This is a genomic window from Paenibacillus sp. FSL M8-0228 (assembly GCF_038007385.1).
GTDB classification, from domain to species: Bacteria; Bacillota; Bacilli; order Paenibacillales; family Paenibacillaceae; genus Paenibacillus; species Paenibacillus polymyxa_D.
This window is the reverse complement of sequence record NZ_JBBOXA010000001.1, coordinates 2,184,969-2,211,957: the sequence shown is the minus strand read 5'-3', so window position 1 is coordinate 2,211,957 and position 26,989 is coordinate 2,184,969. Positions and strand designations below refer to the sequence as shown.

Below are 26,989 nucleotides of genomic sequence, written 5' to 3'. Positions count from 1 at the left end.
GGTATTGCCCTACTTCTATATTAGTACGCCCGTGCGAACACTACTGTATGCTTGGCAGGTTTGCCACAGCACAAACATGTGGACTTTTGCTCGTTTGTTTTAAACGGTATATTACGGCTTGTAGCACCTGTCACTTCTTTAACTTTATCTTCACATTCTTCAGATCCGCACCAGCCTGCCAAAGTAAAGCCGCGTTTTTCTTCCATGAGAGTCTTCATTTCATCCAGCGTATCAACGGAATAGAAGTTTTCTTCCATGAAATTTTTCGCACGATCAAACATCTCCTGCTGTACCTGTGCGAGCATCGCGTGTACTTCCTCAACCAGATTATCCTGCTGCACGATTTTTTTCTCACCGCTGATACGGGATACGAGCACACAGACACCGTTTTCCATATCACGCGGCCCGATTTCCAGACGAACCGGCACACCGCGCATTTCATATTCATTAAATTTCCAGCCTGGGCTTACATCGCTGCGGTCGTCCATTTTAACACGCACTCCAGCTTGTTTCAACTGAGCGAATAGTTCATCTGCACGAGCGATAACGGCATCACGCTTCTTAGGTGGCCCAATTGGAACCATAATAACCTGCGTAGGCGCAACTTTAGGAGGCAATGCCAAACCACGGTCATCTCCATGGACCATAATCAGTGCGCCGATCAAACGTGTACTTGTTCCCCATGAAGTCGTATGCGCGAATTCCAGGTTGTTTTCACGACTCAAATATTTGATATCAAATGCAACTGCAAAATTAGTTCCCATATAGTGGGAAGTTCCAGCTTGTACTGCCCGTCCATCCTTCATCATCGCTTCCAGTGAAAATGTATCCTTCGCACCTGCAAACTTTTCAGAAGGTGTTTTCTGTCCAGTAATAACCGGAATAGCCAGAACTTCCTCAATAACCTCACGGTATACTTCCAGCATTTTCATCGTTTCTTCACGTGCTTCTTCTTCTGTTTCATGGGCCGTGTGACCTTCTTGCCACAAAAATTCACTTGTGCGCAAGAAAGGCAGCGTGCGTTTTTCCCAACGCACTACATTAGCCCATTGGTTAATAAGCACAGGTAGATCACGATAGGATTGAATCCATTTGGAGTACATATGACCAATCATGGTTTCCGAAGTCGGACGAATTGCAAGACGCTCTTCCAGCTTTTCCCCGCCAGCCTCGGTTACCCAAGGCAGTTCAGGATTAAACCCTTCGACATGCTCTTTTTCCTTTTGAAAAAAGCTTTCTGGAATGAACATTGGAAAATAGGCATTACGGTGACCTGTTTCTCTGAAGCGCACATCCATGGCTTCCTTGATATGCTCCCAAATTTCAAAACCATCGGGGCGGAATACAATACATCCGCGAACAGGGGAATAATCCATCAGTTCTGCTTTTTTAATAACATCAATATACCATCGGGAAAAATCTTCACTCTGTGGCGTAATTTCCTCGACAAACTGTTTATCGTTCGACATAGAAATGCATGTCCTCCCATACAGACCGTTTTTATATAAGTCCGTCTCTAATTAACCATTAATTAAGCGTAAAATATCGTTATACGTGACCGCAATCATAAGCAGGAATAGCATAGCAAAACCAACGAAATGGACCATACCTTCCCTACTCGGATCAACGGGACGTCCTCTTACCGCCTCCACACCAAGGAAAACAAGTCTGCTTCCATCCAGCGCCGGAATAGGCAATAAATTAAATATCCCCAGGTAAAGACTCATTATAGCAGTCCAATACGTCAACTGCTCAATCCCCTGCTTGGCAATTTGCCCTGTCACTTCAAAAGTACGTACCGGGCCTCCCAGGTCATTGATAGAAAAACGTTGGATGAGCTGGCTAAATCCTTGGAAAATAATATCGGTCGTTCTGACCATAGATTGGCCGGCAAATTTGAACGTTTCTCCCACACCTGCTTGGCGTTTTGGAAGTTCGGGTACAATACCCACCTTGCCACCCTTTTGTCCTTCCATAGCACGAGGTGTAATCGTAAGATCAAAGGTCTTACTATCACGGCGAACCGTCCACTTCATCGGCTTGTCTTGAGAATCCGCAATCAGTTTGATCATGTTTTCAACATTTGCACCAATGGCTATTCCATTCACCGATTCGATGATATCTCCCTTATGCAAATCAGCTTCAGCAGCAGGCATACCTGCTGTAATTTCACTAATTTGGACATAAGTCGGGTTGTCCACTTGTATGCCGACCATCTGAATATGCAGACCAAACAAAATAAAAGCAAGAATAAAATTCATCAGGGGTCCAGCAAAAATAGCCATCGCACGCTGTCCTACTGTTTTACTCCCGTACTGCCGATCCTTGGGTGCAATCTGAATGGATTGACCTTTGGTTACCATCATCGCTTGCGGATGTACAGTGTATTGCTGATCTTCGCCATCCACATCCAATTTTAAAGTTAATGACTGTTCCAGATCAATATCCAACACTTCGCCGCGCACCACATTTTTACGATTATCCAGTTGATCTAGATAGATGGTTTTAACGACGTCATCCGTTACGCGTACAGCAATCGTTTGTCCGGCCTCAATTTCATTGACCTCCGGATCCTCTCCCGCCATGCGGGCAAAGCCACCGAACGGCAACAAACGCAACGTAAATCGCGTCTCGTTTCTTTTATAAGAAAACAGTTTCGGACCGAAACCGATCGCAAACTCCCGTACCAGAATCCCGGCGCGTTTGGCAAAATAATAATGCCCCCATTCATGCACCGTCACTATGACGAAAAACATGAGCACCGTCATCAACACTATTTGAATCGTTTCCAATCGTTTCTGTTCCCCTTTCAATGAGATCGAGTTTGTCTTCCTAGATTATCATTATTCTCCGATCCCGCACAAGAGAATCACATTTCGTTTCTAACCCAACATTAGCCTACAACCCCGCAGATATGCTACGAGTCTCTTCGTCACAGGCTTCAATTGCAGAAAGATCAGGATTAGCCACATTGACATGCCGCTCCAGCACACGTTCAATAATAGCTTCAATATGCAGAAAAGAAATTTCTCCACGCAGGAAACGGGCAACTGCAATTTCATTAGCCGCATTAAATGCGGTCGGTGCTGTACCACCCATTTTACCACATTCGAAGGCAAGCCTTAAACAAGGAAAACGATTATAATCCATTTCCTTAAAATGGAGTTTACCCACTTCAGCTAGTGACAACGGCTTCGCCGGGGACTTCATACGCTCAGGGTAAGTCAATGCATATTGAATGGGTACTCTCATGTCCGGATTCCCAAGTTGAGCAACAATGCTTGTATCCTGAAACTCAACATAGGAATGAATAATGCTTTCCGGATGAAGCAACACATGAATGTGCTCATAATCAAGTCCGAATAGCCAATGCGCCTCAATGACTTCCAGCCCCTTGTTTACCATCGTTGCTGAATCAATCGTAATTTTGGCCCCCATTGACCAATTGGGATGCTTGAGTGCATCTTCCACTGTAACTTCACGCAACTGTTCTCTTGTCAAATCTCGAAAAGAACCCCCTGATGCTGTGAGGGTAATATGTGCCACATCTTTCATACGCTCACCATTCAAGCATTGGAAAATAGCTGAATGCTCACTGTCAATCGGCAGCAACGGCACTCCTTTCGCCCGAGCCCGCGCTGTGACCAGATGACCAGCAGTAACCAGTGTCTCCTTATTGGCCAAACCGATCTGTTTTCCAGCCTCAATCGCGGCCAGCGTGGAGTGCAATCCGACACTGCCCATTACAGCCGTCACAACCATATCCGCCTCCGTGTTCGCAGCAAGCTCAACGAGTCCTTCATTTCCCCAATACAGTTTCATTCCAGAAGGCAGTAAAGGACGAATTTCATCCGCCAACTGCCGAGTACCCACAGACACTTTTTTGGGTTTATAAAGATGCGCCTGCTCAGCAAGTAACTTTATATTAGAACCACCTGCTAAAGCCTCAACAGTAAACTGATCCGGGTGCATGGACACTACATCCAGCGTTTGAGTTCCAATAGAACCGGTTGAACCAAGTACCGTAATTCTTTTCATGATGCACCTTCCTATCCTGAAAATCACTTTTATCCAGGAGCTCATTGATTATTATTCAGGCAGCTATGCTACTGGTTCCAACCTTCTAGTAGCGCAGAGTGAGCAGCATAGAGATTAGCCTGAGCATAAACTGTAATCAATAGACTCATGGAAGCAGCATCAGCATATGTACAAATGGAAAAACGACAATCCAGCTGTCGCAACGGTCTAGTATACCACCGTGCCCTGGCAGCAGATTACCGGAATCTTTAATGCCGTACACTCGTTTGTATGCAGATTGTACCAAATCGCCCAGTTGTCCCACAACTGCACATGACAAACCGATGCCGATGGCTTTGCCCCATGGCAGCAGTCCACCCGATAATCCAGCGAATACAAGAGCTATAACCAACGCTAAAACGATGCCGCCAATGGAGCCTTCGACCGTTTTATTCGGACTGATCGCAGGCCATAATTTCGTCTTTCCTGCCATTTTGCCTACAAAATATGCCCCTGCATCACTTGCCCAAATACAAGCCAATAATAAAAATGTCCATAATAGTCCATGTTCCATATGACGTGATTCCGCAATATACGAAAATCCAAACCCTATATAAACGGTACCAAGAAATAATATAGCTACCGTTTGAATCGGGATTTTATTTTTTGTTCCTACCGTGATGATCATAAAAGCTATCATTACCAGCCAAAGCATACTGGCAAAGGGTAAGGGTGAGTGCAAGCCAAAAGGTTCATACGGGAATACAAAAGCTAATATGCTTACGTATCCAAGTATTGCTGTACCTCCAAAAGGAGATACCTGCGTCATTCGTGCGAACTCATAAAATCCGATTAGGGCCATCGCCAATATAAGCAAATGGTAGGCCAAGCCGCCCCACAGGACCATCGCCAAAAAGAATATGCCTGCCAGAATACCGGTAATTAATCTCTGTCTCAACGGCTTTCATCCTCCATTTACTTCAGTCCGCCATACCGTCGTGTTCTTTGCTGATATTCGATCACTGCTTCGTATAAGTGTTCTTTCTTAAACTCAGGCCAATAAATATCAGTAAACCACAACTCACTGTAGGCAAGCTGCCAGAGCATAAAATTACTAAGTCTAAGCTCACCGCTTGTTCGAATCAGTAAATCAGGGTCTGGCATACCGCTAGAAAGCAACGTACTACCGATCAGCTCAGATGTTATATCTTCCGATTTAAGCTTCCCATCCGCAATTTGACGGCCCAATGTTTGCATGCATTCGGTGATTTCCAACCGACTTCCATAATTTAATGCAAAATTAAGAACAAGTCCGGTATTATTTTCAGTTCGTCGAGTCGCTTCAGTCAGCGCTTCAACGGTATGGGAAGGTAAATGTTCTTTATTGCCCATCATACGTACTTGCACATTTTTTTCAATCAACTCATCTAGCTCAATAGCCAGAAATTCCTGCGGTAAGCGCATTAGAAAATCAACTTCGTCCTTTGGACGCGTCCAATTTTCAGTTGAAAATGCAAACAAAGTCAAATACTTAATACCCAGTTCATCCGCCGCAATTGCTGTGCGTTTCACTGCCTTCATTCCATTTTGGTGCCCTACAATCCGCGGCATTCCAATCCGTTTGGCCCATCTGCCGTTCCCATCCATGATGACAGCAACATGCTGCGGAATATTGTCTTTTGAAATGGCCGGTATTTGCTGTTTTTGTTCCCCGTTCCACCAAGACCGAACCCGTTTGATCATTCCAGTTCCTCCAGCATTCTCTGAAAATGTGCCTCAGGCTTGAAAAGAGACAAACCCCACCGTAAGGGAGGGGCTGCCAATCTTTTAGACTTCCATAATTTCTTTTTCTTTTGCAGCTAAAACTTTATCCACTTCAGCGATAAACTTATCAGTTGTTTTCTGGATATCTTCCTGATGTTTACGAGATTCGTCCTCGGAAATATCACTTTTCTCCAATTTTTTGATGTCATCATTGGCATCACGACGAATGTTACGAATAGCGATCTTCGCTTCTTCACCGTTCTTCTTTGTCAACTTCACCAAGTCAGTTCTGCGCTCCTCCGTCAAAGCAGGAATGCTAAGACGAATGGTGTTACCGTCATTCGAAGGTGTCAAACCTAAATCGGATTTTTGTATAGCGCGCTCGATATCGGCCAAGGAAGATTTGTCCCAAGGCTGAATCATCAAGGTCCGGCTGTCAGGTGTATTGATATTCGCCAGTTGGTTGACTGGAGTCATTGTACCATAATACTCTACCTGTACACGGTCCAGTAAAGCTGGTGTCGCCCGTCCTGCACGCAAAGATGCAAGATCACGTTGCAATGCCTGGATTGCTTTTTGCATGCGTTCCTCAGCACTCTTTTTCACAGATTGTGGCATTAATTTACACTCCCTTTGACGATCGTACCAATTTTCTCACCCAGCACGACACGTTTAATGTTACCTTGCTCTGTAATAGCAAAGACAATCAACGGAATATTGTTATCCATGCACAACGAGGAAGCAGTAGAATCCATGACACCGAGATTTTTGTTGAGCACATCCAAATACGTAAGCTGCTCATATTTCTCAGCTGTGCTATCTTTAAACGGATCAGCAGAATATACGCCATCCACTTTATTTTTAGCCATCAGAATCACTTCCGCTTCGATCTCAGCGGCACGCAGTGCAGCTGTAGTATCAGTCGAGAAGAACGGATTACCTGTACCTGCTGCAAAAATAACAACCCGACCCTTTTCTAAATGACGGATAGCTCTACGACGAATGTAAGGTTCTGCAATCTGTTGCATCGCAATGGATGTTTGTACACGGGTAGGTACCTCAATCTGTTCCAAAGCATCCTGTAAGGCCAGTGAGTTCATCACCGTTGCCAGCATACCCATGTAATCTGCCGTGGCCCGGTCAATTCCGTTGGCACTTCCAGCAATACCGCGCCAGATGTTACCGCCACCACACACGATAGCAACTTCTACTCCCAGTTCCACTACGTCTTTGACTTGTTCTGCAATGGATGCAATCGTATCCGCGTCAATACCGTAACCGTTAGGACCTGACAGCGATTCACCACTAACTTTCAGGACAACACGCTTAAACACAGGTTTTTCCAAATGATCACCCTCCAATATCATTTATACTTTATGTAACAGGATAGGTGTCCTGTTGCAAGAAATGGAACACTGATGTGTCCCATTTCCATTTTTCCATATGCGATTACCGTTCGTTGGTAATTATTGTTTCACTTGAGACATAACTTCTTCGTAGAAGTTGTCTTCTTTTTTCTCCAGACCTTCACCCAGTTCAAAACGAACAAAGCGACGCAGGGAGATGTTTTCGCCAATCGTACTGATTTTTTCGTTGATAAGCGTGGAGATTGTTTTGTCTGGATCTTTGATGAAAGATTGCTCCAACAAACAGAACTCTTCATAGAACTTACCAATACGGCCTTCAACCATTTTTTCAACAATTTTTTCTGGTTTACCTTCGTTCAGTGCTTGTGCTTTCAGGATTTCTTTTTCTTTTTCGATCTCTTCCTGTGGCACTTCTTCACGACGAACATAACGAGGGTTCGATGCAGCGATATGCATTGCAATGTCGCGCACAAAATCTCTGAACTGGTCTGTTTTAGCTACGAAGTCTGTTTCGCAGTTTACTTCTACCAGTACGCCGATACGGCCGCCAGCATGAATGTAGGATTCAACAACACCTTCAGTAGCAATACGACCTGCTTTGTTGGCTGCAGCTGCAAGTCCTTTTTCGCGCAGAACTTCAACCGCTTTTGTCAAATCACCGTTTGCTTCTTCAAGCGCTTTTTTACAATCCAGCATTCCTGCGCCTGTTTTTTCACGAAGCTCTTTTACTGCGCTAGCATTAACTGCCATATTATTTCCCTCCAAATTTGATTTTCAGTGGTATACCGTGCTTATTCCTTAAAAAAAGGGTAGTGAGAGGTTATACACCTGCCAACCACCCTTTTCATTTAATTCATATAGTTATTTCCTAATGGAAATGTTATGCTGTAGTTTCTTCGCCTTGGTTTGCTTCCATAACTGCATCAGCCATTTTACCTGTCAGCAATTTAACAGCGCGGATTGCGTCGTCATTACCTGGGATAACATAGTCGATTTCGTCTGGATCGCAGTTTGTATCAACGATACCTACGATTGGGATACCCAATTTGCGAGCTTCAGCAACCGCGATACGTTCTTTGCGTGGATCAATGATGAACAGAGCACTTGGAAGGCCCTTCATGTTTTTGATACCGCCCAAGAATTTTTCAAGACGATCTTTTTCTTTGCGAAGAATGATAACTTCTTTTTTAGGAAGAACTGCGAATGTACCGTCTTCTTCCCAAGCTTCTAGTTGTTTCAAACGGTCAATACGTTTTTGAATCGTTTGGAAGTTAGTCAGCGTACCACCCAACCAACGTTGGTTAATGTAGAATTGACCAGCGCGTGCTGCTTCTTCTTTAACGGAATCTTGTGCTTGTTTCTTCGTGCCTACGAACAGAATTGTACCATTCTCAGCTGCAATGCTTTTTACAAAGTTGTAAGCTTCCTCAACCTTTTTCACTGTCTTTTGCAAGTCAATGATGTAAATACCGTTTCTTTCAGTGAAGATATAACGATCCATTTTCGGGTTCCAGCGACGTGTTTGGTGACCAAAGTGAACCCCAGCTTCCAAAAGCTGTTTCATGGAGATTACTGCCATCTTCACGCACCTCCTAAGTTTGGTTTTTTGTGTGTCCTCCGCCGACATCATTTTTCATAAAGACTTTCCATTGGAAAGCACCCTTTATAAAATTAACCGACGTGCGTTTTTAACACCGTTAATTAATATACCATAACACTTGCATCGTTGCAACCAACTTTTCGACAATAGTTAGAACAACGCAAGATGTGACGTTTTACGCCTCTCATTGAACTTTTCAGCAAGAATAAAAGCCGGCCACTTCCCAGTCTGGTCAGTTGGACGGCTTTTTCGTAATTTTAGTAATGATAGAACTGAAATCCTCACCTTTAGCAAACTGATAGGTACCGGTACGAATTTTGGTATTGATTTTTTTAGCCTTAGCTGCTGCCTCAAATGCACTAGCATCCGATACGACCCCTGCCCGTTGCAATCCTGATGCCACACTTCTCAAATTGCTTCCGGATGCAATGTTATACTGCACTTGTGGGGTGGCAGGCTGCTTGGGGATATTGGGAGTCGCTGTAGTGCCAGAACTTTGAGTTTGCGGCTTATTCGGACTTTGTGGAACCGATGTGCTGGTCGAAGGTTTAGAACCAGCCGAGGATATGCTGTTTGCAGGTGCCTTTGGTGTTGCTGGCGTTTGAGCTGGTTTAGCTTTTTGGGGTGCAACGGGAGTTTTATTACCTTCCTTGATTACCTTATTACGCCATTCCTCTTCTGTCATTTTCGGGTTAGAGCTGTCACTGACCTGGAGATTTAATCCGGCTGCTGCCTTTTCTAATTGCTCTCGCGTCATGTTTTTCGGGTCTGTGGAAGATTGCTGCGATTGCCCCTGACCGATCAATGCCAGTTGCAATAGCAATGCCCCCGTTATAAGACCAGTACCCATGCCTAGCATAAATGAACGGTTTTTGATCACGTTACATCCTCCCGCTCCGCGAGTTGCAAAATAAGCTGTACTTCACCCCGTTGAATGCCTGATTGCTTAGCTATATAGTCCACTGACTTGCCTTGCTCATGCAGCGCAAACAACTCTTGATAACGATCACGGATGGACTCTGCTTCCTGCTCAGTTTCAGGATCTTGTAATGCCGTCTGTTCCTCCATAGTTATGAGGGGAGCTTCTGAACCAGAGTAGCCTTCCTGCACAGACATTTCAGGTTGCGGACTTTGAAATTGACCGTATGCAACCGCTGCCTGCTGAGAAGCAGTTGTATGTTGTATCTCCTTAGGTACAGGCTCGGTATTCATAGACACAGTTGCAAACATAGCCTGGCGCTCAAGCTCCACGATACGGCTCCGAAGCTCAGCTACTTGCTCCTGTAATGCCGCCTGTTTCACTGTATGCTCCTGCTTCATACCAGAAACGAGCTCAATCAACTCGTCATTATCGTTTTCAATATCGGCCATATATTGCTCTAATGTGGCCTCGACCTTTTGGACGACGGCCTCTTCTGTTCCCCGGCCTGGCTGACGCTTAGGCTGTAGCCAGGCATAGACAACAGCTGCGGCGCCCAGCAGAACAATATAAATCCATGGTTGATCCACTGCCCATCGTCTCCTTTAATAACGCTTCTCCACCTGTCGGATCAGAGCGAAAAATCAATATGGTGTCCCTTGAACGGATGCTCTGCCGGATGCTCCTTAGGCAGTTCAGCCTCATCTGGCCGGGAGCGGCTCTGCTGGGAAGAATCTCTGCTCTGTCCCCCTGTTTGCCGCTCACCGACAAATGTTTCCGCAGACTGATCTACAGCACTGCTTCGCTGACGCATGTTCTCCGTCTCCAGCGCGGCCTTTTGTCCAAGCAATGCTTGATCATTCATCGGCCGCTGCTGGGACTCACTTTGGTATTTTCCAGCTTCGCTGGTGCGAGGTACGGCAATTTGCAATTCAACAGCCTTCAAGCTCATTGGACCACACCCTTTCCGATTGGGCATCCGTATCTTTCTTCCAAGGAATACAATGTTAAATGTTGTTTATCAGTGTGCCGAATTACACGTAGGAGGACATGCTGATGTCTCCCTCATGATAATAAAACGCCATTCTTTCCACTGAATCTTTAATAAATTTTGTATATCTGCCGATAACTATTTTAGAGCCACCGTAAATCACATTTTTCACTTCTACCCGTGCGCGGCTTGTATCCTCTAATGTTCGTTCAATTTCAAGCATTCTGGACTTGGTTTCCAAAAGCTCCTGTTCATTAGATTTTTTAGTAGATGTCAGCTTGATTCGCATAGCCATTCTTTCAGGTGCAAGCTGTCCGGCGGCGGCAAGCTGATCCAATATGGTAAGAGCCTTATTCGTTTTATCCTGGCTGTCTGTCTGCTGCTTCAAACGTGCGCGGAGTTCTGTCAGTTCATCGCGCAGTTCGGGAAGTACACCCACTTCGATATTGGTAGCTGTGGACATCGTATTACCGACGGTACGAGCCACTACCTTTTTACCAGCTTGTACACTGCCACCTACGATAAGCCCTTTTGTCCCTTCGCAGATTACATTATTACTCGCTTTGATCTGGGAATGCATGATACTCTGGGATACAAGTACATCGCCTCCCGCAATCACGTTACCATCTTGTATAAACGAGCATTTCACATTTTGTGCAGCTTTCACGAACCCCTTATGGTATCCGATAATACCGCCAGTGATTTCCACTGAACCTTCCGCCACAATTTCGGCCCCTTCCACACCACCGATGACACGAATGTCGCCAGCCGCCCGAACCCGGAAACCTGTCAAAACATTCCCACGAATGACGACGGTTCCAACAAAATCAATGTTGCCGACACTATAATCGACGTCCCCGTTAACTTCATATACGGGGAACACATTAAGTTTGCCCTTTTCAGTCGTAGTTACCAGTCCGTCAATAGCCGCATACATCGCAACACCTTCTGGATGAATCACTACATTTTTTCCAACTTTAAAACGCGCCTCTTTACCTGGAAGAAAAGGAATTTCCTCTCCGGTTACAGCAATCCCCGGTACACCTGGCAGAGGATCAACCCGTTCGGCAATCAGTTGACCACGTTTTACATTTCTTAAACGAGTTAGTTCTTTATAATCCACCCGTCCATCCACGGTTTCAAGCGGCTTATGTGCATCTTCGCCAGTCACAATATCAGCCAGATTGATTTTTCCGTCTGTGCCATGGATCGGCTGCTTTCCCTGAGCAATCAGTAATTTTCCGAAGAAATGATCTTCCGGACTTGCCGCAAATACGCGAATTGCATCGGTTATTAAACCGTAGGATATTTTTTGGTTGCTTAGAAAACGCTCTAATTCTTCCACAGAACAGGCAAAGCCTTCTTCACGTTTGGCAAACTCCAAGTAGGCGGTTTGTTTGTCAGGTGAGACAACCACTTTTAAAAACTGGTCCAAAGCATATTGCTTCTCCACAAGGGTGCTCCTTCCGTCTAACTGTTACTGTAACCTCCCGTACGTTAATCTTTACGCATTAGCAAATCCCGTTGTTTGTCCAATGTCGCTCTCAGACGTAATATTGCTTTGGAATGCAACTGTGAAATTCGCGATGGAGATAGCGACATGACCTCAGCGATTTCGCTGAGTGACAAATCCTCGTAATACAATAAAGAAACAACGATACGTTCTTTTTCAGTCAATTTATCAATGCCTTGTGCAAGGGCATCACGAAGTGTAAATTCATTGACCTTATGATCCGGATTTTTCGCCTTCTCGTCCACCAAAAGGGAAAGCCGTGTTTCCGATTCCTCTTCGCGGATCGGATCCTCCAGTGAGACAATCGACATAACAGCGACCTCTTGGATCATATTTTGAAACTCTTTCTCAGAAACGTCCAAATAATGACTCATCTCTTCGTCGCTGACCGTGCGTAGATATCTTTGTTCCAAATGCTGGTATGCATCCTCGATTTTTTTCGCTTTTTCCCTAACTGAACGAGGAACCCAATCCCCTTGACGAAGACCATCCAAAATCGCTCCACGAACACGCCAAGAAGCATAAGTCTCAAACTGCAAACCACGCTCATAGTCAAATTTCTCTAAAGCGTCAATCAAACCCATAACGCCGTTACTCGCCAGATCATCCTTGGATACATTTTTAGGCAAGCCTACTGCAAGACGGCCTGACACATACTCCACAATATGGAGATACTTTTCAATTAACTGTTTTTTTGCTTCCTTGTCACCGTGTTCTTTCCATTGTTCCCATAGTTCGGAATGGTTTAAATGAGCGGCTTTTCGCTCGTTCATCGGCTTCACCCTCCTTATTTGTCTGTCAGGTGACGAACGGCCTTGGCCAATTCTTCAGGGTCCTTGTTGGAAACCAGCTTAGGTGGGTTTAAAGGTGCAAAACCATTATCCCCCTCGTCCGTCTGCTCTGGTTTCGGTTTCAGCAATTCATTCAGGTCTTCATTTTCGTCTGGTGTCGTCAGGTCCAGATTCCCCCCTACGCCATCTACCTGAGAGCTTGCCCGGCTTTGGGCATTCCCCAGATCTGGCCGCGCTACAACACCTAGTGTCCAGCGCAGCACAAATGCAAGTAGGAACCAAAAAACGAAGGCGATCAAGCCACGAATTAAGCTCGTGGTCAGCAGATTGCTGCCAACGGACAACACAAAAGTCAGAATAAATCCGACTACTCCAGACCAAAGATTAATGCGTAAGCTGCCAAATAACATGTTTATAATTCCTTTACACCTTTTTGTACGCTTCGAATATTCAAAACGCCAGTTTCAGAGTCCAACTCAATCGTTCGTCCATAATTGCCGCCTGTGTCCTCCGCAATCAAAGGAATGCCGAGATCTACGAGCATTTCCTTGCATGATTCTACATTACGTGGACCAATCCGCATGGTGTCTCCACTACCAGCAAAGGCGAACATCTGCGCTCCCCCTGCCATTTTAGCAATCAGCCTGCGTCGTTCTGCACCCAATTTCAGCATCCTCTCAAATAACTCGGGCAGCGCCGTATCCGCATATTTGGCTATATTCAGCTGCCCTTCACGCGCAATATCTGAGGACGGTAGCATCACATGTGCCATGCCTGCCAGTTTCAAATGAGGATCATAGAGGGTCAATCCGACGCAGGAGCCAAGTCCTGTCGTACGAATCGAGTTCGGATTGCTGGTAACATTTAAATCTGCCATGCCGACTTTAATGATGCTTTTATCCTCAATCATCGTTCATCGGGACTCCTAACGACCTAAAGATTTTCCCGAACGATTCTGGATCAGGAATCAGGAAAAATTGACCCTCTATCTGATTCTGCCCTTCCAGAAACGATGTGTCAATCAATAATGCAGCATCTCCCATCTGCCCAAACTGCAGCAGTCCGTAGCTAAGAATTGCTCCTGCCATGTCCAACGCCAGCGCAGGGACTGTTGGATACATGGATAAACGTGTGAAATCGGCCAGCGAAGACAGGTAAGAGCCCGCTAAAATGTTTCCGATCTCCGACAGGGCTGAGTGCTCCATTTCGTTAAAACTGTCCTCGTCATCTGAAGGAATATTCGCCAAACGGGAAAGTAAGCCTTTTGCCGCCTGAGGCTGCAATATGAAGAATAGATTGCCGGGGGCTTCCCCTTCTACCCTAAAAAATATTGCAACAACAAGTTGCTCATTTCCACCGACTTTATCGGCAATTTCCTCAAAAGGCAGCATTTGTACTTTAGGCACACCCATGTCGACCGGTTTATTGAGAAGCCGGGAGAGCGCTGTAGCAGCGTTCCCCGAGCCAATGTTGCCGACTTCTTTCAACACATCCAACTTGAAGTCTTCGAGATTCCCAAGATTCTCCATATGTTAATCCTCTAAGCCTTCCAGTTGGTTCATTTCGCTACGATTCAGGACTTCGGACAAGTTCAGCATAATCAACAAGCGCTCTTCACCAATTTTAGCAACTCCGCGAAGATATTTAGCCTTAACTCCGCCAATCACTTCCGGTGGTGTCTCGATATTGTCAGTATTCAGGTCAATAACGTCATTCGCTGAATCAACGATAAAGCCGACTTGCATTTCGCCCACTGCAACGATAATGATGCGGGTTTGATCGGTATATTCAGCTTCAGGCAATCCAAATCGGCCACGAAGATCAATAACCGGAATGACTACGCCTCTCATGTTGAATACACCTTTTACAAAATCGTAAGTTCTTGGAACCCGTGTAATCGGCACCATGCGTTCAATAGATTGGACTTTTTCTACTTCAACACCGTATTCCTCTTCACCAAGCTTAAATACGATAACTTTAATTTCTTCTCCCATGTCTAAAAACCCTCCTTATTGATGTCAGCAACTTCACATTTCTTTCATTTCTGATGAAGACATTATTTAATGAAAACATTCGGGTCAATGATCAACGCAACCTGACCGTCACCCAGAATCGTGGCACCTGAAATTCCTTGGATGTTTGGAAGGTATTTGCCCAGATTTTTAAGGACAATTTCACTTTGTCCCAAAAAGTCCTGTACAGAAAGAGCTGCCAAACGGTCTCCCTTGCGGATGACCACGACCTCTGTCTCTTCTTCTTCATCTTCATTGAAGTCCGGTACCTCAAACAGCTGACTCAAGGAGATGAGCGGGATATGAGAATCGCGGAAAGCAATCATTTTATTGCCATGTACAGAACGAATTTGTGTCCGTTTGACAATCGCAGTCTCCACAATGGAGGACAATGGGATCGCATATTTTTCAGAACCGATCTGTATCATCATGGCTGCAATAATGGATAGGGTGAGCGGCAATTGCACAGAGAAATTAGTGCCTTGGCCCAGTGTAGAGTGAACCGTAACATTGCCACCCAAAGCAGTGATTTTGGATTTAACAACGTCCAAACCGACACCGCGTCCTGATACGTCTGAAATGACTGCAGCTGTGCTAAAGCCTGGAGCAAACAATACCTGATAAGCTTCCTCGTCGGTCATGACCGCTGCTTGCTCTGCTGTCAAAATCCCTTTAGAAATAGCACTGTTTAGTACCTTATCGCGATTAATACCATTTCCGTCATCTTCAATCTCGATGAATACGTTATTTCCGCTATGAAAAGCACGCAAGTTAACCGTTCCTGTCTCAGGTTTACCAGCTGCAATCCGATCGGCTACCGACTCAATGCCATGATCCACGGAGTTACGAAGCAAATGCACCAGAGGATCGCCAATTTCGTCGATAACAGTGCGGTCCATTTCAGTCTCTGCTCCAGTAATAACCAAATCAAGTTTTTTATCCAGCGATTTGGCCAGATCGCGCACCATACGCGGAAAACGATTGAAAACAGTGTCTACTGGTACCATTCGCAATTTAAGAACGACGTTTTGTAAATCGCTGCTCACACGACTCATGTGCTCTACCGTTTCTGTCAGTGCTGGATTGGAAGCTTCACTTGCCAACTGCTCTAACCGCACGCGGTCAATGAGCAACTCGCTAAATAAGTTCATAAGTACATCCAGACGTTCAATATCTACACGAATCGTACGGTTATGCGTAGGGGCAGCTGCCTTAGCTGCTGGCGTCTTACCTGCAGCTGCCTTAGCCACAGAGGCCGCAGCTGAAGACTGCGGCTGGGATGGAGCAGGTGATTGCACGGCAACAGGAGCTTCCTGTACCGCAGCAGTCTCAGCCAGTCCAGCAGTAACTTCGCTCATTTGTTTAAGCGATTCCTGATCTAGTTGTACCACTGAGACAGTGTCAATCTCAGAGATGCCCGCGATTTCCTTTTCCAGCTCCCCAACTTCTTTCTGCGTTATGTAATATAACGAGAAGCTTTGCTCGAATTTCTCCTGCTCAATATCCTGTACCGACGGATAGGCCTTGACGATTTCACCAGAGTTTTCCAGTGTATTAAACACCATAAAAGCACGCGCCGCCTTTAACTGGCTCTCTGAGCTGATTGTTACCTGTATATAGTGAACACGATGTCCTTCAGAAATAGATTGCTCCAATACAGAATACTGGAACTGATCCAAAACAAGCCCAGCACTATCGTTTTTGCCCACTTTTTTAGATGGAGACTCCTCAGTCGCAGCATTTGCGCCGGTCTTTTGGAAATCCCCGCTCACGATGGATTGTAGTGAAGATACAATAGAGGAGACATCCGCTTTTCCGTCGCCTCCCTCTGTAATGTGCTGCACCATGGACTCCAGAGCATCCAATCCCTTAAATAAGGTATCGAATATAAATTCATGCATCGCCAGCTTGTTGTTACGTACAAGATCAAGAACGTTTTCCATTTGGTGGGTAAGCGATGCTAGGTCTTCAAACCCCATCGTAGCAGCCATTCCCTTGAGGGTATGGGCAGAACGGAAAATCACCTGAACGATACCTAGATCAGTTGGATTGCTTTCCAGTTGAAGCATTTTTTCGTTAAGAGATTGCAGATGATCATTCGACTCATCAATAAACATGTTTAAATATTGGTTCATGTCCATTGTGAGACACCTCCTCCATGAGTTACACTCCGATTATTTCACAACTTGTACAAGCTTGGGGGCGATCTCCTGCATTGGCAGAAGGTGACGCACACATTTTAACTCTACTGCTGAGCGGGGCATTCCGTACACTACACAAGTTTCCTCATTTTCAGCAAATGTGGATTGTACCCCAGCATCATAAAGCTTCTTCATCATTTTGGCCCCGTCGCTCCCCATTCCAGTGAGCAATACTAGATGCCGCTCCAACGAGGTTAACGAGAGCAACGATTCAAACATCGTATCTACGGAAGGACGGTGACCATTGCGAGCTTCCTCCGTCTTCAGTGACACAGTGTATTTACCACCAGCTCCTGGTACAATTCTTAGTTGATATCCCCCTGGGGCAATGTAGGCCGTTCCAGTCTCCAACGTCATTCCCTGCTCAGCCTCCACAACTCGGAGTGGACTTAACGTGTTTAAGCGTTGTGCCAGCGAACGAGTGAAGTTTGGCGGCATATGCTGAACGATAACGATTGGAGCAGGAAAATCACCAGGAATGCGTTCCAACAGCGTCTTAAGCGCCCGCGGACCGCCCGTAGAACATCCCACCGCCACTAGTTTGCGAAAGTTGGACGTGTGCACACCTTTTTTAAGTGACAATCCCTTAGGTGCGGCAGGAACTGTAGGTGCCGCTACTGGAGGCGTAGCAGCCGCAGGAGTACGAGTAGCTGATGAAATCACCGTCTTATGGGGCTCCGGCTTAACCAAGCCTGCTTTATCCTTACCATGCAGCGATTTGCCAGCGGCCGTAGTAGTACTGTTTAGTTGCCCTGGTGTTCGTCCTATCCCCTTGGACAAATCTTCCTTCTTCTGAACAGTAGGTGCTTGGACTGACTTATTGCTTGGCTGAGCAGCTGGCTGCTGTTCTATGCGCCCCGCTGTAACAGATGTTCCAGACTGTTGTCGTTTAGTTTCCTGCTTGGCTACTGCCGGGGCGGACTTGCCAACATCACGCTTCGGCTGAGCTGATACAGCAGGTGAAGGAGCAAGCGGAACAACAGGAGACTTGTCTGTCGAAGCTTGACTGCCTGATCGCTTCTCAGTCACAGCCTGTCCTGGAGGCTTTTGCTGTGGCGTTTTTTTCGCTTGTTCCAATGCAGCTTTGCGCTCATTAGCTTCCTTGCGCTCCAGACGACTCCGCACTGCTTGCATAGCAGTGTGCATCTGTTCCAGCAGCGCCTTACTCACTTGCTCAATATCTTGCGCATGAGCGATGGAAGGCTTTCTTATAAAATCGAAAGCTCCTGCCTCCAGAGCCATGATGGTCTCCTTCATGCCTTGTTCATTAATGCCTGACAGCATAATTACAGGTAGCGGATGGGCTGCCATAATCAATGGCAATGCTTCAAGACCATTCATTTCAGGCATCTCGACATCCATGGTGACCAAATCGGGCTGCAATTCCTTCACTTTCTCTACAGCCTCTTTGCCATTGGCGGCTGTACCTACGATGTTGAACGACTCATCCCTTACAATTAAATCTGTAATAATTTTGCGCATAAAGGCCGAATCATCTACAACCAGCACCCGGTAAGCACACATGTTAAACACCTCTGTTTCCTCTCATCAAAATCAATGTACAGAACGCCGCAACCATTTTTGCATAAACCCTTTAATTCCACTCAATGCACCTGATTGCGGAATCTGTGGCATTGCTGCAAAACGGTGTGCCAGATTCAATACATCTCTTGAAGCCGCACATCCCGGAAAAGCAACCATAAATGGTACTTGCCTTTTGACTGCTTGCATGACATGAGTATCATCACTGATATGTCCAAGCAACGGGATATCGATCTCCAAAAAGCGTTTCGCAACCAGTGCGATCTTATCGGCAACTTGACGGGCCTCATTATCGTTATCGGCACGATTGACTATAATTTTGAATACCGTATCCTTTTGCAAACCGCTGACGACTTTAATTAGCGCATACGCATCTGTTAAGGACGTCGGTTCCGGTGTAGTTACAACCAGGCATTCGTCAGCTGAAGTGATGAATTTAAGGTTTTCTTTGGATAAACCTGCACCTGTATCAAATAGAATATAATCCATATCTGCCGCCATTTTCTCTACTTCTTCGGCAAAATAATTCAGATCGTCATCCGATAACGTAAACAATTCGCTCAAACCCGATCCTCCAGCAATATAAGGCAAACCACCTACACCCGTTTGAATAATTTCATCAATTGATTTCTCACGTTTTAGCAGGTGAAAAAGATTGTATTGTGAATTGGCTCCCATTAATACATCAATATTGGCCATACCTATATCAGCATCAAACACAAGTACCCTTCGACCAAGGGATTGCAGAGCAAGAGCAAAGTTCAGCGTGAAATTGGATTTGCCCACCCCGCCTTTACCACTGGTGATCGTTATAATTTTTGCTTGACGATTACGTGGGGGCAATCGATATTTATCCAAGGAAGAAGCCATTTGTCTAAGTGATTGGGCTTGGTCACTCATATGGAATCTCCGTTAACTCCTGTTGATGTTTTGGGTCCAAGCAGCATGCTTGTCACCATTTCTGTATCGGGATGAAGCAAGTCATCAGGAACATTTTGTCCATTGGTAATATAGGCCAGCTGCATCGGAAATTGATGCAAAAGATTAAACATTCCACCGCAGCTACCTGTCTCGTCCATCTTAGTAAACACAACCTTACCGAGACCAAACTTGCTGAAATGTCCAGTTATATTGAGCATATCTTTGCTTTTGGATGTTAGGCTGAGTACCAGATACGTCTCACTTTCATTAATAGGCGAAAGCAGACTTTGCAGTTCCGAAACAAGTAATTCATTTCGATAATTTCGTCCTGCCGTATCCATGAGGATCAGGTCACAATGTTCCAGACGTTGCATGGCTCTGTGAACGTCACCGGGAGATTGCACAACTTCAAGCGGTACATTCAAAATCGTAGCATATGTACGCAGTTGCTCGACGGCAGAAATCCGGTACGTGTCAGAAGTAATAAATCCAACTTTGCGATGATGCTTAAACAACTGTTCTGCTGCTAACTTGGCAATGGTTGTTGTTTTCCCTACTCCGGTAGGACCTGCCACATACACAATTTTGGTATCTTTGGAGATCCCTTTGTCCAGTCTTGTCTGAATAAAACTGGCCACTTCCTCACGAAAGGTTTGTTCCCAATCGAAAGTTTCAGGCACAAAAGGGTGCTCACTCCGACGCACATATACCTGTTCGAGCCAATACTCCAGTAAATCACGTTCCACTTCCTGTTCCAGCACACGCTCACAAATCTCTTGCAGCGGCTCCGGCCAAGTACTTTCCATTGAAGAGTTTCGGGAAAACCGAGTCATCATAGCTTTCATTTCCCGCAATTCATTAAGCAGAGCCTGATTTTCCTCCGCTCCGCTCTTGTCTGAAACGCTTGCTTCAATGGGCTGTTTAAACAGTTCACTGGATGATTTCATGTTCGAAAGTAATGCTTCATGATCAAGTGCTTGAGACGTAGTCTCCAGATTATTAGCAGACCTAGATGACAAATGCTCAGTTGCTGAAGCTGCTTGTTCTGCATCGATCATTAATTCAGCTTGTTCTTCTTTGGAACCACCCGTCATCTGCGTTACCCGCCGGTAAGCTTCTGGAGCAGCTTGTCTGGGAACCACAGGCATAAATGATTTTTCTGGCTGTTCAGGAGCGTTCATTTGAGGTGAAGCCGCCCGGGCAAGCTCTTGTGAAGATGGTCCAAACCGTCGTGGCTTTTGAGGTTGCTTCTCCTCTACCGCTGCAACCACTTCGATTTTCTTTTTACTGAACATTCCCATGAAACCGCCGACCTTCATTTCCTTTGTACTTAAAATGACGGCGTCTGTTCCTAAGTCACCCCTGATTTGCAGCATGGCTTCTGGCATGGTATCCACTACATATCGTTTTACTCTCATAAGTTCACCACCCCGACACTTTGAATTTCAACGTTCGGCTCCAGCTCACTGTACGACAGCACCGGGACATCCTGCATCGTCCGCTCCATCACTTGCCGCAAATACATACGAATTGTCGGTGACGTTAATACAATAGGCTGCTGTCCAGATTGAATAAGGCGGTTGATTTGCTCCATCATCCTTTGATACACCGTTTGCGTAGACACCGGGTCAAGAGCCAAATAGCTACCTTGCTCCGACTGTTGTACGCTTTCAGCAATTTTCTTTTCCAATCCTGGTCCCACTGTAATAACGCGTAACGTCTCCCCTTGTTGGGCAAATTGCTGCGTAATCTGGCGGGACAACGCCTGACGGACATATTCAGTCAGCACGTCGGGATCTTTTGTATAAGTACCGTAGTCAGCTAGTGTTTCGAAAATAGTCACCATATCGCGAATGGAGATTTTTTCTTTCAACAGCTTGGCTAACACTTTTTGTACATCCCCAATCGCAAGCACAGAAGGAATAAGGTCGTCCACCAGCACTGGATAATTCTCTTTGAGATTGTCGACCAGCGAACGTGTCTCCTGTCTGCCAAGCAACTCATGAGCATGTTTCTTGATCGTCTCCGTAAGATGAGTAGCTACAACTGAAGGTGGATCAACTACGGTATAACCAGATAATTCCGCAACATCCTTGGTGTTCTCATCAATCCAGAGCGCAGGCAATCCGAAGGCTGGTTCCGTCGTTTCGATTCCTGTAATAGAATCATCGTCGTATCCTGGACTCATAGCCAGGTAATGATTTAACAGAAGCTCTCCGCCGCCCACGGTATTACCTTTAATTTTAATTACATACTCGTTAGGTTTGAGCTGAATGTTGTCTCGAATACGAATGACCGGTACAACCAAACCCAGTTCCAAAGCACATTGACGACGGATCATAATAATCCGATCTAATAAATCCCCGCCCTGCTGTGTATCCGCCAGCGGAATTAACCCGTATCCAAATTCAAATTCAATTGGATCTACCTGAAGCAAATTAATGACACTTTCCGGACTACGGACTTCTTCAATTTGTTGCTCCTCTTCCAGCTGTTCATCGGCTATCTGCTTGCGCTCCATATTGCCCTGCATTCTTCGAGCCGCAAAAAACAGCAGAATCGCCAGTGGAAGAGTTGTAATGATATGAATAGGTGTGAAAAGCCCTAATAATGCAATTGTGGCAGCCACAATGTAGATCAGTTTTGGATAAGAAAAGAGTTGTCCAGTTAAATCCTCTGCCAAGTTGCCATCTGACGTAGCCCGCGTAACAATCAAGCCTGACGCCGTGGATATGAGCAGTGCGGGAATCTGACTGACCAGTCCGTCACCGATGGTGAGGACAGAATAAGTCGACAGCGCCTCTTGAAATCCTTTTCCCTGAACGGCCATACCGATAATAAAGCCACCGACCAAGTTGATGATCAAAATGATAATACTAGCAATGGCATCACCTTTAACGAATTTACTCGCACCATCCATCGCTCCGTAAAAATCTGCTTCCCGTTCGATTTTACTGCGTCGTTCACGGGCTTGCTGCTCATTGATCAAACCTGCATTCAGATCCGCATCAATACTCATTTGTTTACCCGGCATTGCATCCAATGTAAACCGTGCGCCTACCTCAGCAACCCGCTCAGATCCCTTGGTGATAACAATGAACTGTACGACCACGAGAATGAGAAAGACAACAAAACCGACGGCAATTTGCCCTCCTGCAATCCAACTACCAAACGTAGCAACTACTTCCCCTGCATGGCCCTCACCTAAAATAAGTTTGGTTGTAGAGATATTAAGTGCCAAACGAAATAACGTTGTAATGAGCAGCAATGAAGGGAAAATAGAGAACTGTAAAGCTTCCTTCGTATTCATAGAAACGAGTAGAATCATTAAAGCAATAGAAATATTAATGACGAGTAGGATATCCAGCAGCCATGATGGGATCGGGAGAATCATCATAAGAACGATACCGATGACGCCTGCAAGGACAGTTATTTCTTTTATTTTCACGGGTCTCTAGCCCTCCGATCCCTTTATTTCACTTTACCTTTTAATTTATATACATACGCCAGCACTTCGGCAACGGCCTGGAACAGATCAGCTGGTATCGCATCCCCGATTTCGGCTCTTTGAAACAGCGCCCGCGCCAGCGGCTTGTTTTCCATCGTTATAACGCCGTTTTGCTTGGCAATTTCTTTAATTCGGAGCGCAACGTAATCTTGCCCTTTCGCAATAATCTGCGGCGCTTCCATCTCCGAACCGTCATATTTCAAAGCCACAGCAAAGTGCGTAGGGTTGGTAATGATGACATCTGCATTAGGAACCTCCTGCATCATACGCTGCATAGCCATACGGCGCTGACGCTCGCGAATTTTCCCTTTGATCAGCGGGTCACCCTCCATTTTCTTGTATTCATCCTTGATGTCCTGTTTGGACATTTTCAGGTTTTTCTCATGCTCATAACGTTGATACATATAGTCCAATACCGCTAAAACGAACAGCACCACACCAATTTTGAGCCCCAGTTCCATCGTTAATGAAGCTGTAAAGCTCAACATCTGATCGCCGGACATTTCAGCCAGTTTGGGTAGGTCAGCCTTTGTTTTCCAGAGTACGCTGTACACCAGATAACCAATTACGGTCATCTTTAAAACAGATTTCAGGAATTCAACCAATGACCTCATGGAAAAAATATTTTTGAATCCTTTAATCGGATCAATCTTGCTAAACTTGGGCGTAATGCCCTCTCCGGTTAATAAAAAACCGATCTGCATGTAATTCGCTGCTATCCCAATGACAATGGCCCCAATAAAAATAGGTGCCAGCATAATTAAGATTTGCACGCCATATTCGCCCATCATCAGCAGCGTTGTGTTCGGCGTTACCTCCATAGAAAGCCGATTCACAAAAATATCTCGAAATAGTCGAACCGCATGGTCCTTAAAATACCCGCCGAAAATCATGAGGCAAAAAAACGTAACCAACAGGACACCAGCGGCGGGCAACTCCATGCTTTTGGCAACCTGCCCTTTTTGTCTTGCATCCTGTTTCTTTTTGGGTGTAGCTTTTTCCGTTTTTTCCCCTGAGAACAACTGCAGGTTCATAGCATATTTAAATGACAAACTACGTTCCTCCAGACCAGACATTAAGGACGATTACCCATAATATCCAACAAGTTGCGCATGGATTCGAACATCACAGAAAACAATCTTTCGAATATAAAAGCAAAACTTGGCATGAGAAGCAGTAACATGAACAGTCCCACAATAATTTTAAGAGGTACACCAATGACAAAAATGTTGAATTGTGGCGCTGTTTTAGCTAAAAAACCGAGTCCCACATCCGTTAAAAAGGTAGCTACTACAATGGGGGCAGCAATTTGAAAGGCCAGCATAAATGATTCCGCAAAAGAACGTACCAGAAATTCAGTTACACTGCCACCATACAGCTTTACAAAAAAATCATTTGTCAACGGTACCCAATCATAGCTGTATAAGATAGCATTTAGCAGATGATGGTGCCCATTTATACTTAAAAAGAACAATACAGCTATGGCAAACTTAAAATTCCCTGTTAAAGGCGTTGAAGCCCCTGTCATGGGATCAAACACACTTGCCATTCCGAACCCCACCTGTAAATCTATAAATGAACCTGCGGTTTGGATCGCTGTCATGAACAGATATGCAGTAAATCCCAATAACAACCCAATCAGCACTTCACGGCCCACTAACAGCACATACGCTACATCGGTCGGTACCTGTTGATGCGTACCATATGTAAGATACACGACCAAAGCTAGAAATCCTGAAATTCCGACCTTAAAGATATTAGGTACACCTCGGGTCGAAAAAATAGGCGCTACTACAAAAAATGAGGTAATCCGACAAAAAATCAGCAAAAAAACAGGAAAACTTTGTAACAATATGTTCATAACATTCAGCCTAACCTATATATTTGTACAAATTGTCCAGAATGTTATACGTAAAGTCCACTAATGTGGTCAATATCCAAGGCCCGAACAAAAGCAATGCCAGCAATACGGCGACAATCTTCGGAACAAAGGCCAGTGTCTGCTCCTGAATTTGGGTTGTCGCCTGAAAAATGCTGATAATCAAACCCACGACTAGCCCCAAAATCAGCATCGGAGCGCTCACCTTGAGTACAATGTACACCGCTTGCCCAGCCAGGGAAATAATAAACTCCGAAGTCATTGCCGTCCTCCTTGATTGCTGTCCTTGCATGAAGTACTCATGTGTTAAAACTTAGAAGCAACGATTTGACTACCAAATACCAACCATCTACAAGTACAAAGAGCAGTATTTTAAAAGGAAGTGAAATCATTACCGGTGGTAGCATCATCATCCCCATAGCCATGAGTGTACTCGACACTACAATGTCTATAACTAAAAATGGTATGAAAATCATAAAGCCCATCTGAAAGGCCGTTTTCAACTCACTGATTGCATAAGCCGGAACCATCACCGTTAGTGGAATATCCTGATAATTCTTTGGTTTTTCCATCTTGGTGTATTTCATAAAGAGCAGTAGATCCTTCTCACGTGTATGAGAGAACATAAAGGTCTTGATCGGTACCGATGCCTTGTCCAGCGCCTGAGACTGTGTTATATCCCCCTTGAGATACGGCTGAAGCGCAGTTTCATTCATAGCTGAGAACGTCGGTGCCATAATGAATAAAGTGAGAAACAAAGCCAGTCCAACAAGCACCTGATTAGGCGGCATCTGCTGGGTTCCCAGCGAAGTTCGCACAAAGCCAAGCACAATCACAATTCGCGTAAAACTTGTCATAAGTACAAGCAACGCGGGCGCTACACTAATGACAGTAATAAGTAAAATAATAGACAGCGAGGTGGCACCGGGCTGTCCTTTGTCCGAATTGCCGACTTGAATATCAATGTTCGGAATCGGTTCCGCAGAGGCCGCCGTCACCGAAATGAAGCTGAACAAGACAAGCAGCAAACATGCAAGTATAATCTTTTTTCTCATGAATCTCCCGACCGATCTGTAGTATTCTCCTCATTGCGCAGCTTTTCAAGTTTATCCTTACGATTCGGCATTTGCCGAAGCTTGGATTCAAACATCTCGTGAAAAGATGTCTCCTCTTCAGGCTGCTGCTGTGCCGCGTTGTTCCGGCGAAGCTTATCCGCAATTTTAGCGAATAGCGGGGCAATCGGGCCGCGCTGCAGAGAAGCTTCTTGCTCCAGTGCGGCCAAAATTTGCTCCACTTCTTCAGGATCGGATACTTTGTCAACAAGCTGGATATCTTCTCCCACACCAATGAGGTACACACTGCTACCTACTTCAACAAGCTGAAGGGATTTATTGGGACCCAGTCCCACGCCTCCCAGTATGCGAACGGAGCGGTTGCTGAACCAGCTCTGATTTCTTTTACTCAAAAACCGTATCAAGTACACGATCAGTACGATGATAAAGATTAGCACGAAAAGGACCCAGGCAATGTTGCCTATATTGCTGGATGTACTCAATGCGTCAGAGGCACCCTGTTGTGTATCCATACTGGGTGCGCCTTAGACACCCAGTGTTTTGTTGATGGCTTCGATAACCCGATCCGATTGGAAAGGCTTAACGATAAAATCTTTTGCGCCAGCTTGAATGGCATCAATAACCATTGCTTGCTGACCCATCGCGGAACACATGATAACCTTTGCATTCGCGTCAATTTGTTTGATTTCCTTCAGAGCGGCAATGCCGTCCATTTCAGGCATCGTGATATCCATCGTAATCAGGTCCGGACGAAGCTCCTTGAATTTTTCAATGGCCTGTGATCCATCTTGGGCCTCTCCTACTACCTCAAATCCATTTTTGGACAGGATGTCCCGAATCATCATTCTCATAAATGCAGCATCGTCCACGATCAAAATACGGTTTGCCATC

Annotated in this window: 29 protein-coding genes; all 29 read right to left on the bottom strand. The window is 45.4% G+C overall.

Going from position 1 to position 26,989, the window contains the following annotated elements; all coding sequences use genetic code 11:
* Window positions 1-20 precede the first annotated feature (20 nt).
* Window positions 21-1,469, bottom strand: a complete 1,449-nt coding sequence (proS, locus tag MKY98_RS10415) for a proline--tRNA ligase (RefSeq protein WP_039274666.1) — start codon at window positions 1,467-1,469, stop codon at window positions 21-23.
* A gap of 51 nt (window positions 1,470-1,520) precedes the next feature.
* Window positions 1,521-2,792, bottom strand: a complete 1,272-nt coding sequence (rseP, locus tag MKY98_RS10410; protein ID WP_069011406.1) for an RIP metalloprotease RseP — start codon at window positions 2,790-2,792, stop codon at window positions 1,521-1,523.
* Window positions 2,793-2,898: 106 nt separating this feature from the next.
* Window positions 2,899-4,038: a 1-deoxy-D-xylulose-5-phosphate reductoisomerase gene (locus tag MKY98_RS10405; RefSeq protein ID WP_069011405.1), complete on the bottom strand. Its 1,140-nt coding sequence runs from the start codon at window positions 4,036-4,038 to the stop codon at window positions 2,899-2,901.
* A gap of 145 nt (window positions 4,039-4,183) precedes the next feature.
* A complete protein-coding gene (locus MKY98_RS10400; protein WP_029517015.1) occupies window positions 4,184-4,975 on the bottom strand; it encodes a phosphatidate cytidylyltransferase in 792 nt (263 codons plus the stop codon).
* 17 nt (window positions 4,976-4,992) lie between these two features.
* Entirely contained in the window at window positions 4,993-5,760 is a 768-nt protein-coding gene (locus MKY98_RS10395) for an isoprenyl transferase (protein ID WP_039274672.1), read from the bottom strand.
* A gap of 84 nt (window positions 5,761-5,844) precedes the next feature.
* Window positions 5,845-6,399, bottom strand: a complete 555-nt coding sequence (gene frr / locus MKY98_RS10390) for a ribosome recycling factor (RefSeq protein WP_069011404.1) — start codon at window positions 6,397-6,399, stop codon at window positions 5,845-5,847.
* Entirely contained in the window at window positions 6,399-7,127 is a 729-nt protein-coding gene (gene pyrH, locus MKY98_RS10385) for a UMP kinase (RefSeq protein ID WP_013309918.1), read from the bottom strand. The genes frr and pyrH overlap by 1 nt, the downstream gene beginning before the upstream one ends.
* A 120-nt stretch (window positions 7,128-7,247) precedes the next feature.
* A complete protein-coding gene (gene tsf, locus MKY98_RS10380) occupies window positions 7,248-7,898 on the bottom strand; it encodes a translation elongation factor Ts (protein WP_013309917.1) in 651 nt (216 codons plus the stop codon).
* A 130-nt stretch (window positions 7,899-8,028) separates the two neighbouring features.
* Window positions 8,029-8,727, bottom strand: coding sequence for a 30S ribosomal protein S2 (gene rpsB / locus MKY98_RS10375; protein ID WP_013309916.1), 699 nt, complete (start codon window positions 8,725-8,727; stop codon window positions 8,029-8,031).
* A gap of 253 nt (window positions 8,728-8,980) precedes the next feature.
* On the bottom strand, window positions 8,981-9,628 hold the full coding sequence (locus MKY98_RS10370; protein ID WP_069011403.1) for an endolytic transglycosylase MltG: 648 nt from the start codon (window positions 9,626-9,628) through the stop codon (window positions 8,981-8,983).
* Window positions 9,625-10,257, bottom strand: coding sequence for a hypothetical protein (locus MKY98_RS10365; protein WP_069011402.1), 633 nt, complete (start codon window positions 10,255-10,257; stop codon window positions 9,625-9,627). The genes MKY98_RS10370 and MKY98_RS10365 overlap by 4 nt, the downstream gene beginning before the upstream one ends.
* Before the next feature lie 41 nt (window positions 10,258-10,298).
* Entirely contained in the window at window positions 10,299-10,619 is a 321-nt protein-coding gene (locus MKY98_RS10360; RefSeq protein ID WP_029517010.1) for a hypothetical protein, read from the bottom strand.
* An 82-nt stretch (window positions 10,620-10,701) separates the two neighbouring features.
* Window positions 10,702-12,111, bottom strand: coding sequence for a DUF342 domain-containing protein (locus MKY98_RS10355; protein WP_039274680.1), 1,410 nt, complete (start codon window positions 12,109-12,111; stop codon window positions 10,702-10,704).
* 44 nt (window positions 12,112-12,155) lie between these two features.
* Complete coding sequence (locus MKY98_RS10350; protein ID WP_013309911.1) at window positions 12,156-12,944, bottom strand: FliA/WhiG family RNA polymerase sigma factor; 789 nt, start codon at window positions 12,942-12,944, stop codon at window positions 12,156-12,158.
* Window positions 12,945-12,958: 14 nt separating this feature from the next.
* Window positions 12,959-13,372, bottom strand: coding sequence for a hypothetical protein (locus tag MKY98_RS10345; protein ID WP_029517008.1), 414 nt, complete (start codon window positions 13,370-13,372; stop codon window positions 12,959-12,961).
* Window positions 13,373-13,374: 2 nt separating this feature from the next.
* Window positions 13,375-13,872 carry a chemotaxis protein CheD gene (locus MKY98_RS10340; RefSeq protein WP_010346358.1) on the bottom strand — a complete coding sequence of 166 codons (498 nt, stop codon included), beginning with the start codon at window positions 13,870-13,872 and terminating at the stop codon, window positions 13,375-13,377.
* The gene (locus MKY98_RS10335) at window positions 13,865-14,491 is read right to left on the bottom strand and encodes a chemotaxis protein CheC (RefSeq protein ID WP_029517007.1); all 627 of its coding nucleotides are present in this window, start codon (window positions 14,489-14,491) and stop codon (window positions 13,865-13,867) included. The genes MKY98_RS10340 and MKY98_RS10335 overlap by 8 nt, the downstream gene beginning before the upstream one ends.
* 3 nt (window positions 14,492-14,494) lie before the next feature.
* Window positions 14,495-14,956 (bottom strand): chemotaxis protein CheW, encoded by a 462-nt coding sequence (locus MKY98_RS10330; RefSeq protein ID WP_007430046.1) that lies wholly within the window; start codon window positions 14,954-14,956, stop codon window positions 14,495-14,497.
* Window positions 14,957-15,018: 62 nt separating this feature from the next.
* Window positions 15,019-17,115 carry a chemotaxis protein CheA gene (locus MKY98_RS10325; RefSeq protein WP_069011401.1) on the bottom strand — a complete coding sequence of 699 codons (2,097 nt, stop codon included), beginning with the start codon at window positions 17,113-17,115 and terminating at the stop codon, window positions 15,019-15,021.
* 33 nt (window positions 17,116-17,148) lie between these two features.
* Window positions 17,149-18,699, bottom strand: coding sequence for a chemotaxis protein CheB (locus MKY98_RS10320; protein WP_029517004.1), 1,551 nt, complete (start codon window positions 18,697-18,699; stop codon window positions 17,149-17,151).
* A gap of 30 nt (window positions 18,700-18,729) precedes the next feature.
* Window positions 18,730-19,617 (bottom strand): MinD/ParA family protein, encoded by an 888-nt coding sequence (locus MKY98_RS10315; protein WP_069011400.1) that lies wholly within the window; start codon window positions 19,615-19,617, stop codon window positions 18,730-18,732.
* Window positions 19,614-21,056 (bottom strand): flagellar biosynthesis protein FlhF, encoded by a 1,443-nt coding sequence (gene flhF, locus MKY98_RS10310; RefSeq protein ID WP_069011399.1) that lies wholly within the window; start codon window positions 21,054-21,056, stop codon window positions 19,614-19,616. Before flhF ends, MKY98_RS10315 begins: the two co-directional genes overlap by 4 nt.
* Entirely contained in the window at window positions 21,053-23,086 is a 2,034-nt protein-coding gene (flhA, locus tag MKY98_RS10305) for a flagellar biosynthesis protein FlhA (RefSeq protein WP_016820963.1), read from the bottom strand. Before flhA ends, flhF begins: the two co-directional genes overlap by 4 nt.
* A 23-nt stretch (window positions 23,087-23,109) precedes the next feature.
* A complete protein-coding gene (gene flhB, locus MKY98_RS10300) occupies window positions 23,110-24,222 on the bottom strand; it encodes a flagellar biosynthesis protein FlhB (RefSeq protein ID WP_039274693.1) in 1,113 nt (370 codons plus the stop codon).
* The gene (gene fliR / locus MKY98_RS10295; RefSeq protein ID WP_023988198.1) at window positions 24,222-25,007 is read right to left on the bottom strand and encodes a flagellar biosynthetic protein FliR; all 786 of its coding nucleotides are present in this window, start codon (window positions 25,005-25,007) and stop codon (window positions 24,222-24,224) included. The genes flhB and fliR overlap by 1 nt, the downstream gene beginning before the upstream one ends.
* 10 nt (window positions 25,008-25,017) lie before the next feature.
* Window positions 25,018-25,287 carry a flagellar biosynthesis protein FliQ gene (gene fliQ / locus MKY98_RS10290; protein WP_007430038.1) on the bottom strand — a complete coding sequence of 90 codons (270 nt, stop codon included), beginning with the start codon at window positions 25,285-25,287 and terminating at the stop codon, window positions 25,018-25,020.
* 37 nt (window positions 25,288-25,324) lie between these two features.
* Window positions 25,325-26,080, bottom strand: coding sequence for a flagellar type III secretion system pore protein FliP (gene fliP, locus MKY98_RS10285; RefSeq protein ID WP_013309901.1), 756 nt, complete (start codon window positions 26,078-26,080; stop codon window positions 25,325-25,327).
* Window positions 26,077-26,610 carry a flagellar biosynthetic protein FliO gene (locus MKY98_RS10280; protein WP_029517000.1) on the bottom strand — a complete coding sequence of 178 codons (534 nt, stop codon included), beginning with the start codon at window positions 26,608-26,610 and terminating at the stop codon, window positions 26,077-26,079. The genes fliP and MKY98_RS10280 overlap by 4 nt, the downstream gene beginning before the upstream one ends.
* Window positions 26,611-26,622: 12 nt before the next feature.
* Window positions 26,623-26,988: a response regulator gene (locus MKY98_RS10275; RefSeq protein ID WP_010346372.1), complete on the bottom strand. Its 366-nt coding sequence runs from the start codon at window positions 26,986-26,988 to the stop codon at window positions 26,623-26,625.
* Window position 26,989 lies beyond the last annotated feature (1 nt).

Coding starts and splice junctions, on each gene's coding strand:
- proS (WP_039274666.1), bottom strand. CDS start 1,469: ATGTCGAACGATAAACAGTTTGTCGAGGAAATTACGCCACAGAGTGAA.
- MKY98_RS10405 (WP_069011405.1), bottom strand. CDS start 4,038: ATGAAAAGAATTACGGTACTTGGTTCAACCGGTTCTATTGGAACTCAA.
- MKY98_RS10395 (WP_039274672.1), bottom strand. CDS start 5,760: ATGATCAAACGGGTTCGGTCTTGGTGGAACGGGGAACAAAAACAGCAA.
- frr (WP_069011404.1), bottom strand. CDS start 6,399: ATGCCACAATCTGTGAAAAAGAGTGCTGAGGAACGCATGCAAAAAGCA.
- tsf (WP_013309917.1), bottom strand. CDS start 7,898: ATGGCAGTTAATGCTAGCGCAGTAAAAGAGCTTCGTGAAAAAACAGGC.
- rpsB (WP_013309916.1), bottom strand. CDS start 8,727: ATGGCAGTAATCTCCATGAAACAGCTTTTGGAAGCTGGGGTTCACTTT.
- MKY98_RS10360 (WP_029517010.1), bottom strand. CDS start 10,619: ATGAGCTTGAAGGCTGTTGAATTGCAAATTGCCGTACCTCGCACCAGC.
- MKY98_RS10350 (WP_013309911.1), bottom strand. CDS start 12,944: ATGAACGAGCGAAAAGCCGCTCATTTAAACCATTCCGAACTATGGGAA.
- MKY98_RS10345 (WP_029517008.1), bottom strand. CDS start 13,372: ATGTTATTTGGCAGCTTACGCATTAATCTTTGGTCTGGAGTAGTCGGA.
- MKY98_RS10340 (WP_010346358.1), bottom strand. CDS start 13,872: ATGATTGAGGATAAAAGCATCATTAAAGTCGGCATGGCAGATTTAAAT.
- MKY98_RS10335 (WP_029517007.1), bottom strand. CDS start 14,491: ATGGAGAATCTTGGGAATCTCGAAGACTTCAAGTTGGATGTGTTGAAA.
- MKY98_RS10330 (WP_007430046.1), bottom strand. CDS start 14,956: ATGGGAGAAGAAATTAAAGTTATCGTATTTAAGCTTGGTGAAGAGGAA.
- MKY98_RS10325 (WP_069011401.1), bottom strand. CDS start 17,115: ATGGACATGAACCAATATTTAAACATGTTTATTGATGAGTCGAATGAT.
- MKY98_RS10320 (WP_029517004.1), bottom strand. CDS start 18,699: ATGTGTGCTTACCGGGTGCTGGTTGTAGATGATTCGGCCTTTATGCGC.
- MKY98_RS10315 (WP_069011400.1), bottom strand. CDS start 19,617: ATGAGTGACCAAGCCCAATCACTTAGACAAATGGCTTCTTCCTTGGAT.
- flhF (WP_069011399.1), bottom strand. CDS start 21,056: ATGAGAGTAAAACGATATGTAGTGGATACCATGCCAGAAGCCATGCTG.
- flhB (WP_039274693.1), bottom strand. CDS start 24,222: ATGTCTGGTCTGGAGGAACGTAGTTTGTCATTTAAATATGCTATGAAC.
- fliR (WP_023988198.1), bottom strand. CDS start 25,007: ATGAACATATTGTTACAAAGTTTTCCTGTTTTTTTGCTGATTTTTTGT.
- fliQ (WP_007430038.1), bottom strand. CDS start 25,287: ATGACTTCGGAGTTTATTATTTCCCTGGCTGGGCAAGCGGTGTACATT.
- fliP (WP_013309901.1), bottom strand. CDS start 26,080: ATGAGAAAAAAGATTATACTTGCATGTTTGCTGCTTGTCTTGTTCAGC.
- MKY98_RS10280 (WP_029517000.1), bottom strand. CDS start 26,610: ATGGATACACAACAGGGTGCCTCTGACGCATTGAGTACATCCAGCAAT.
- MKY98_RS10275 (WP_010346372.1), bottom strand. CDS start 26,988: ATGGCAAACCGTATTTTGATCGTGGACGATGCTGCATTTATGAGAATG.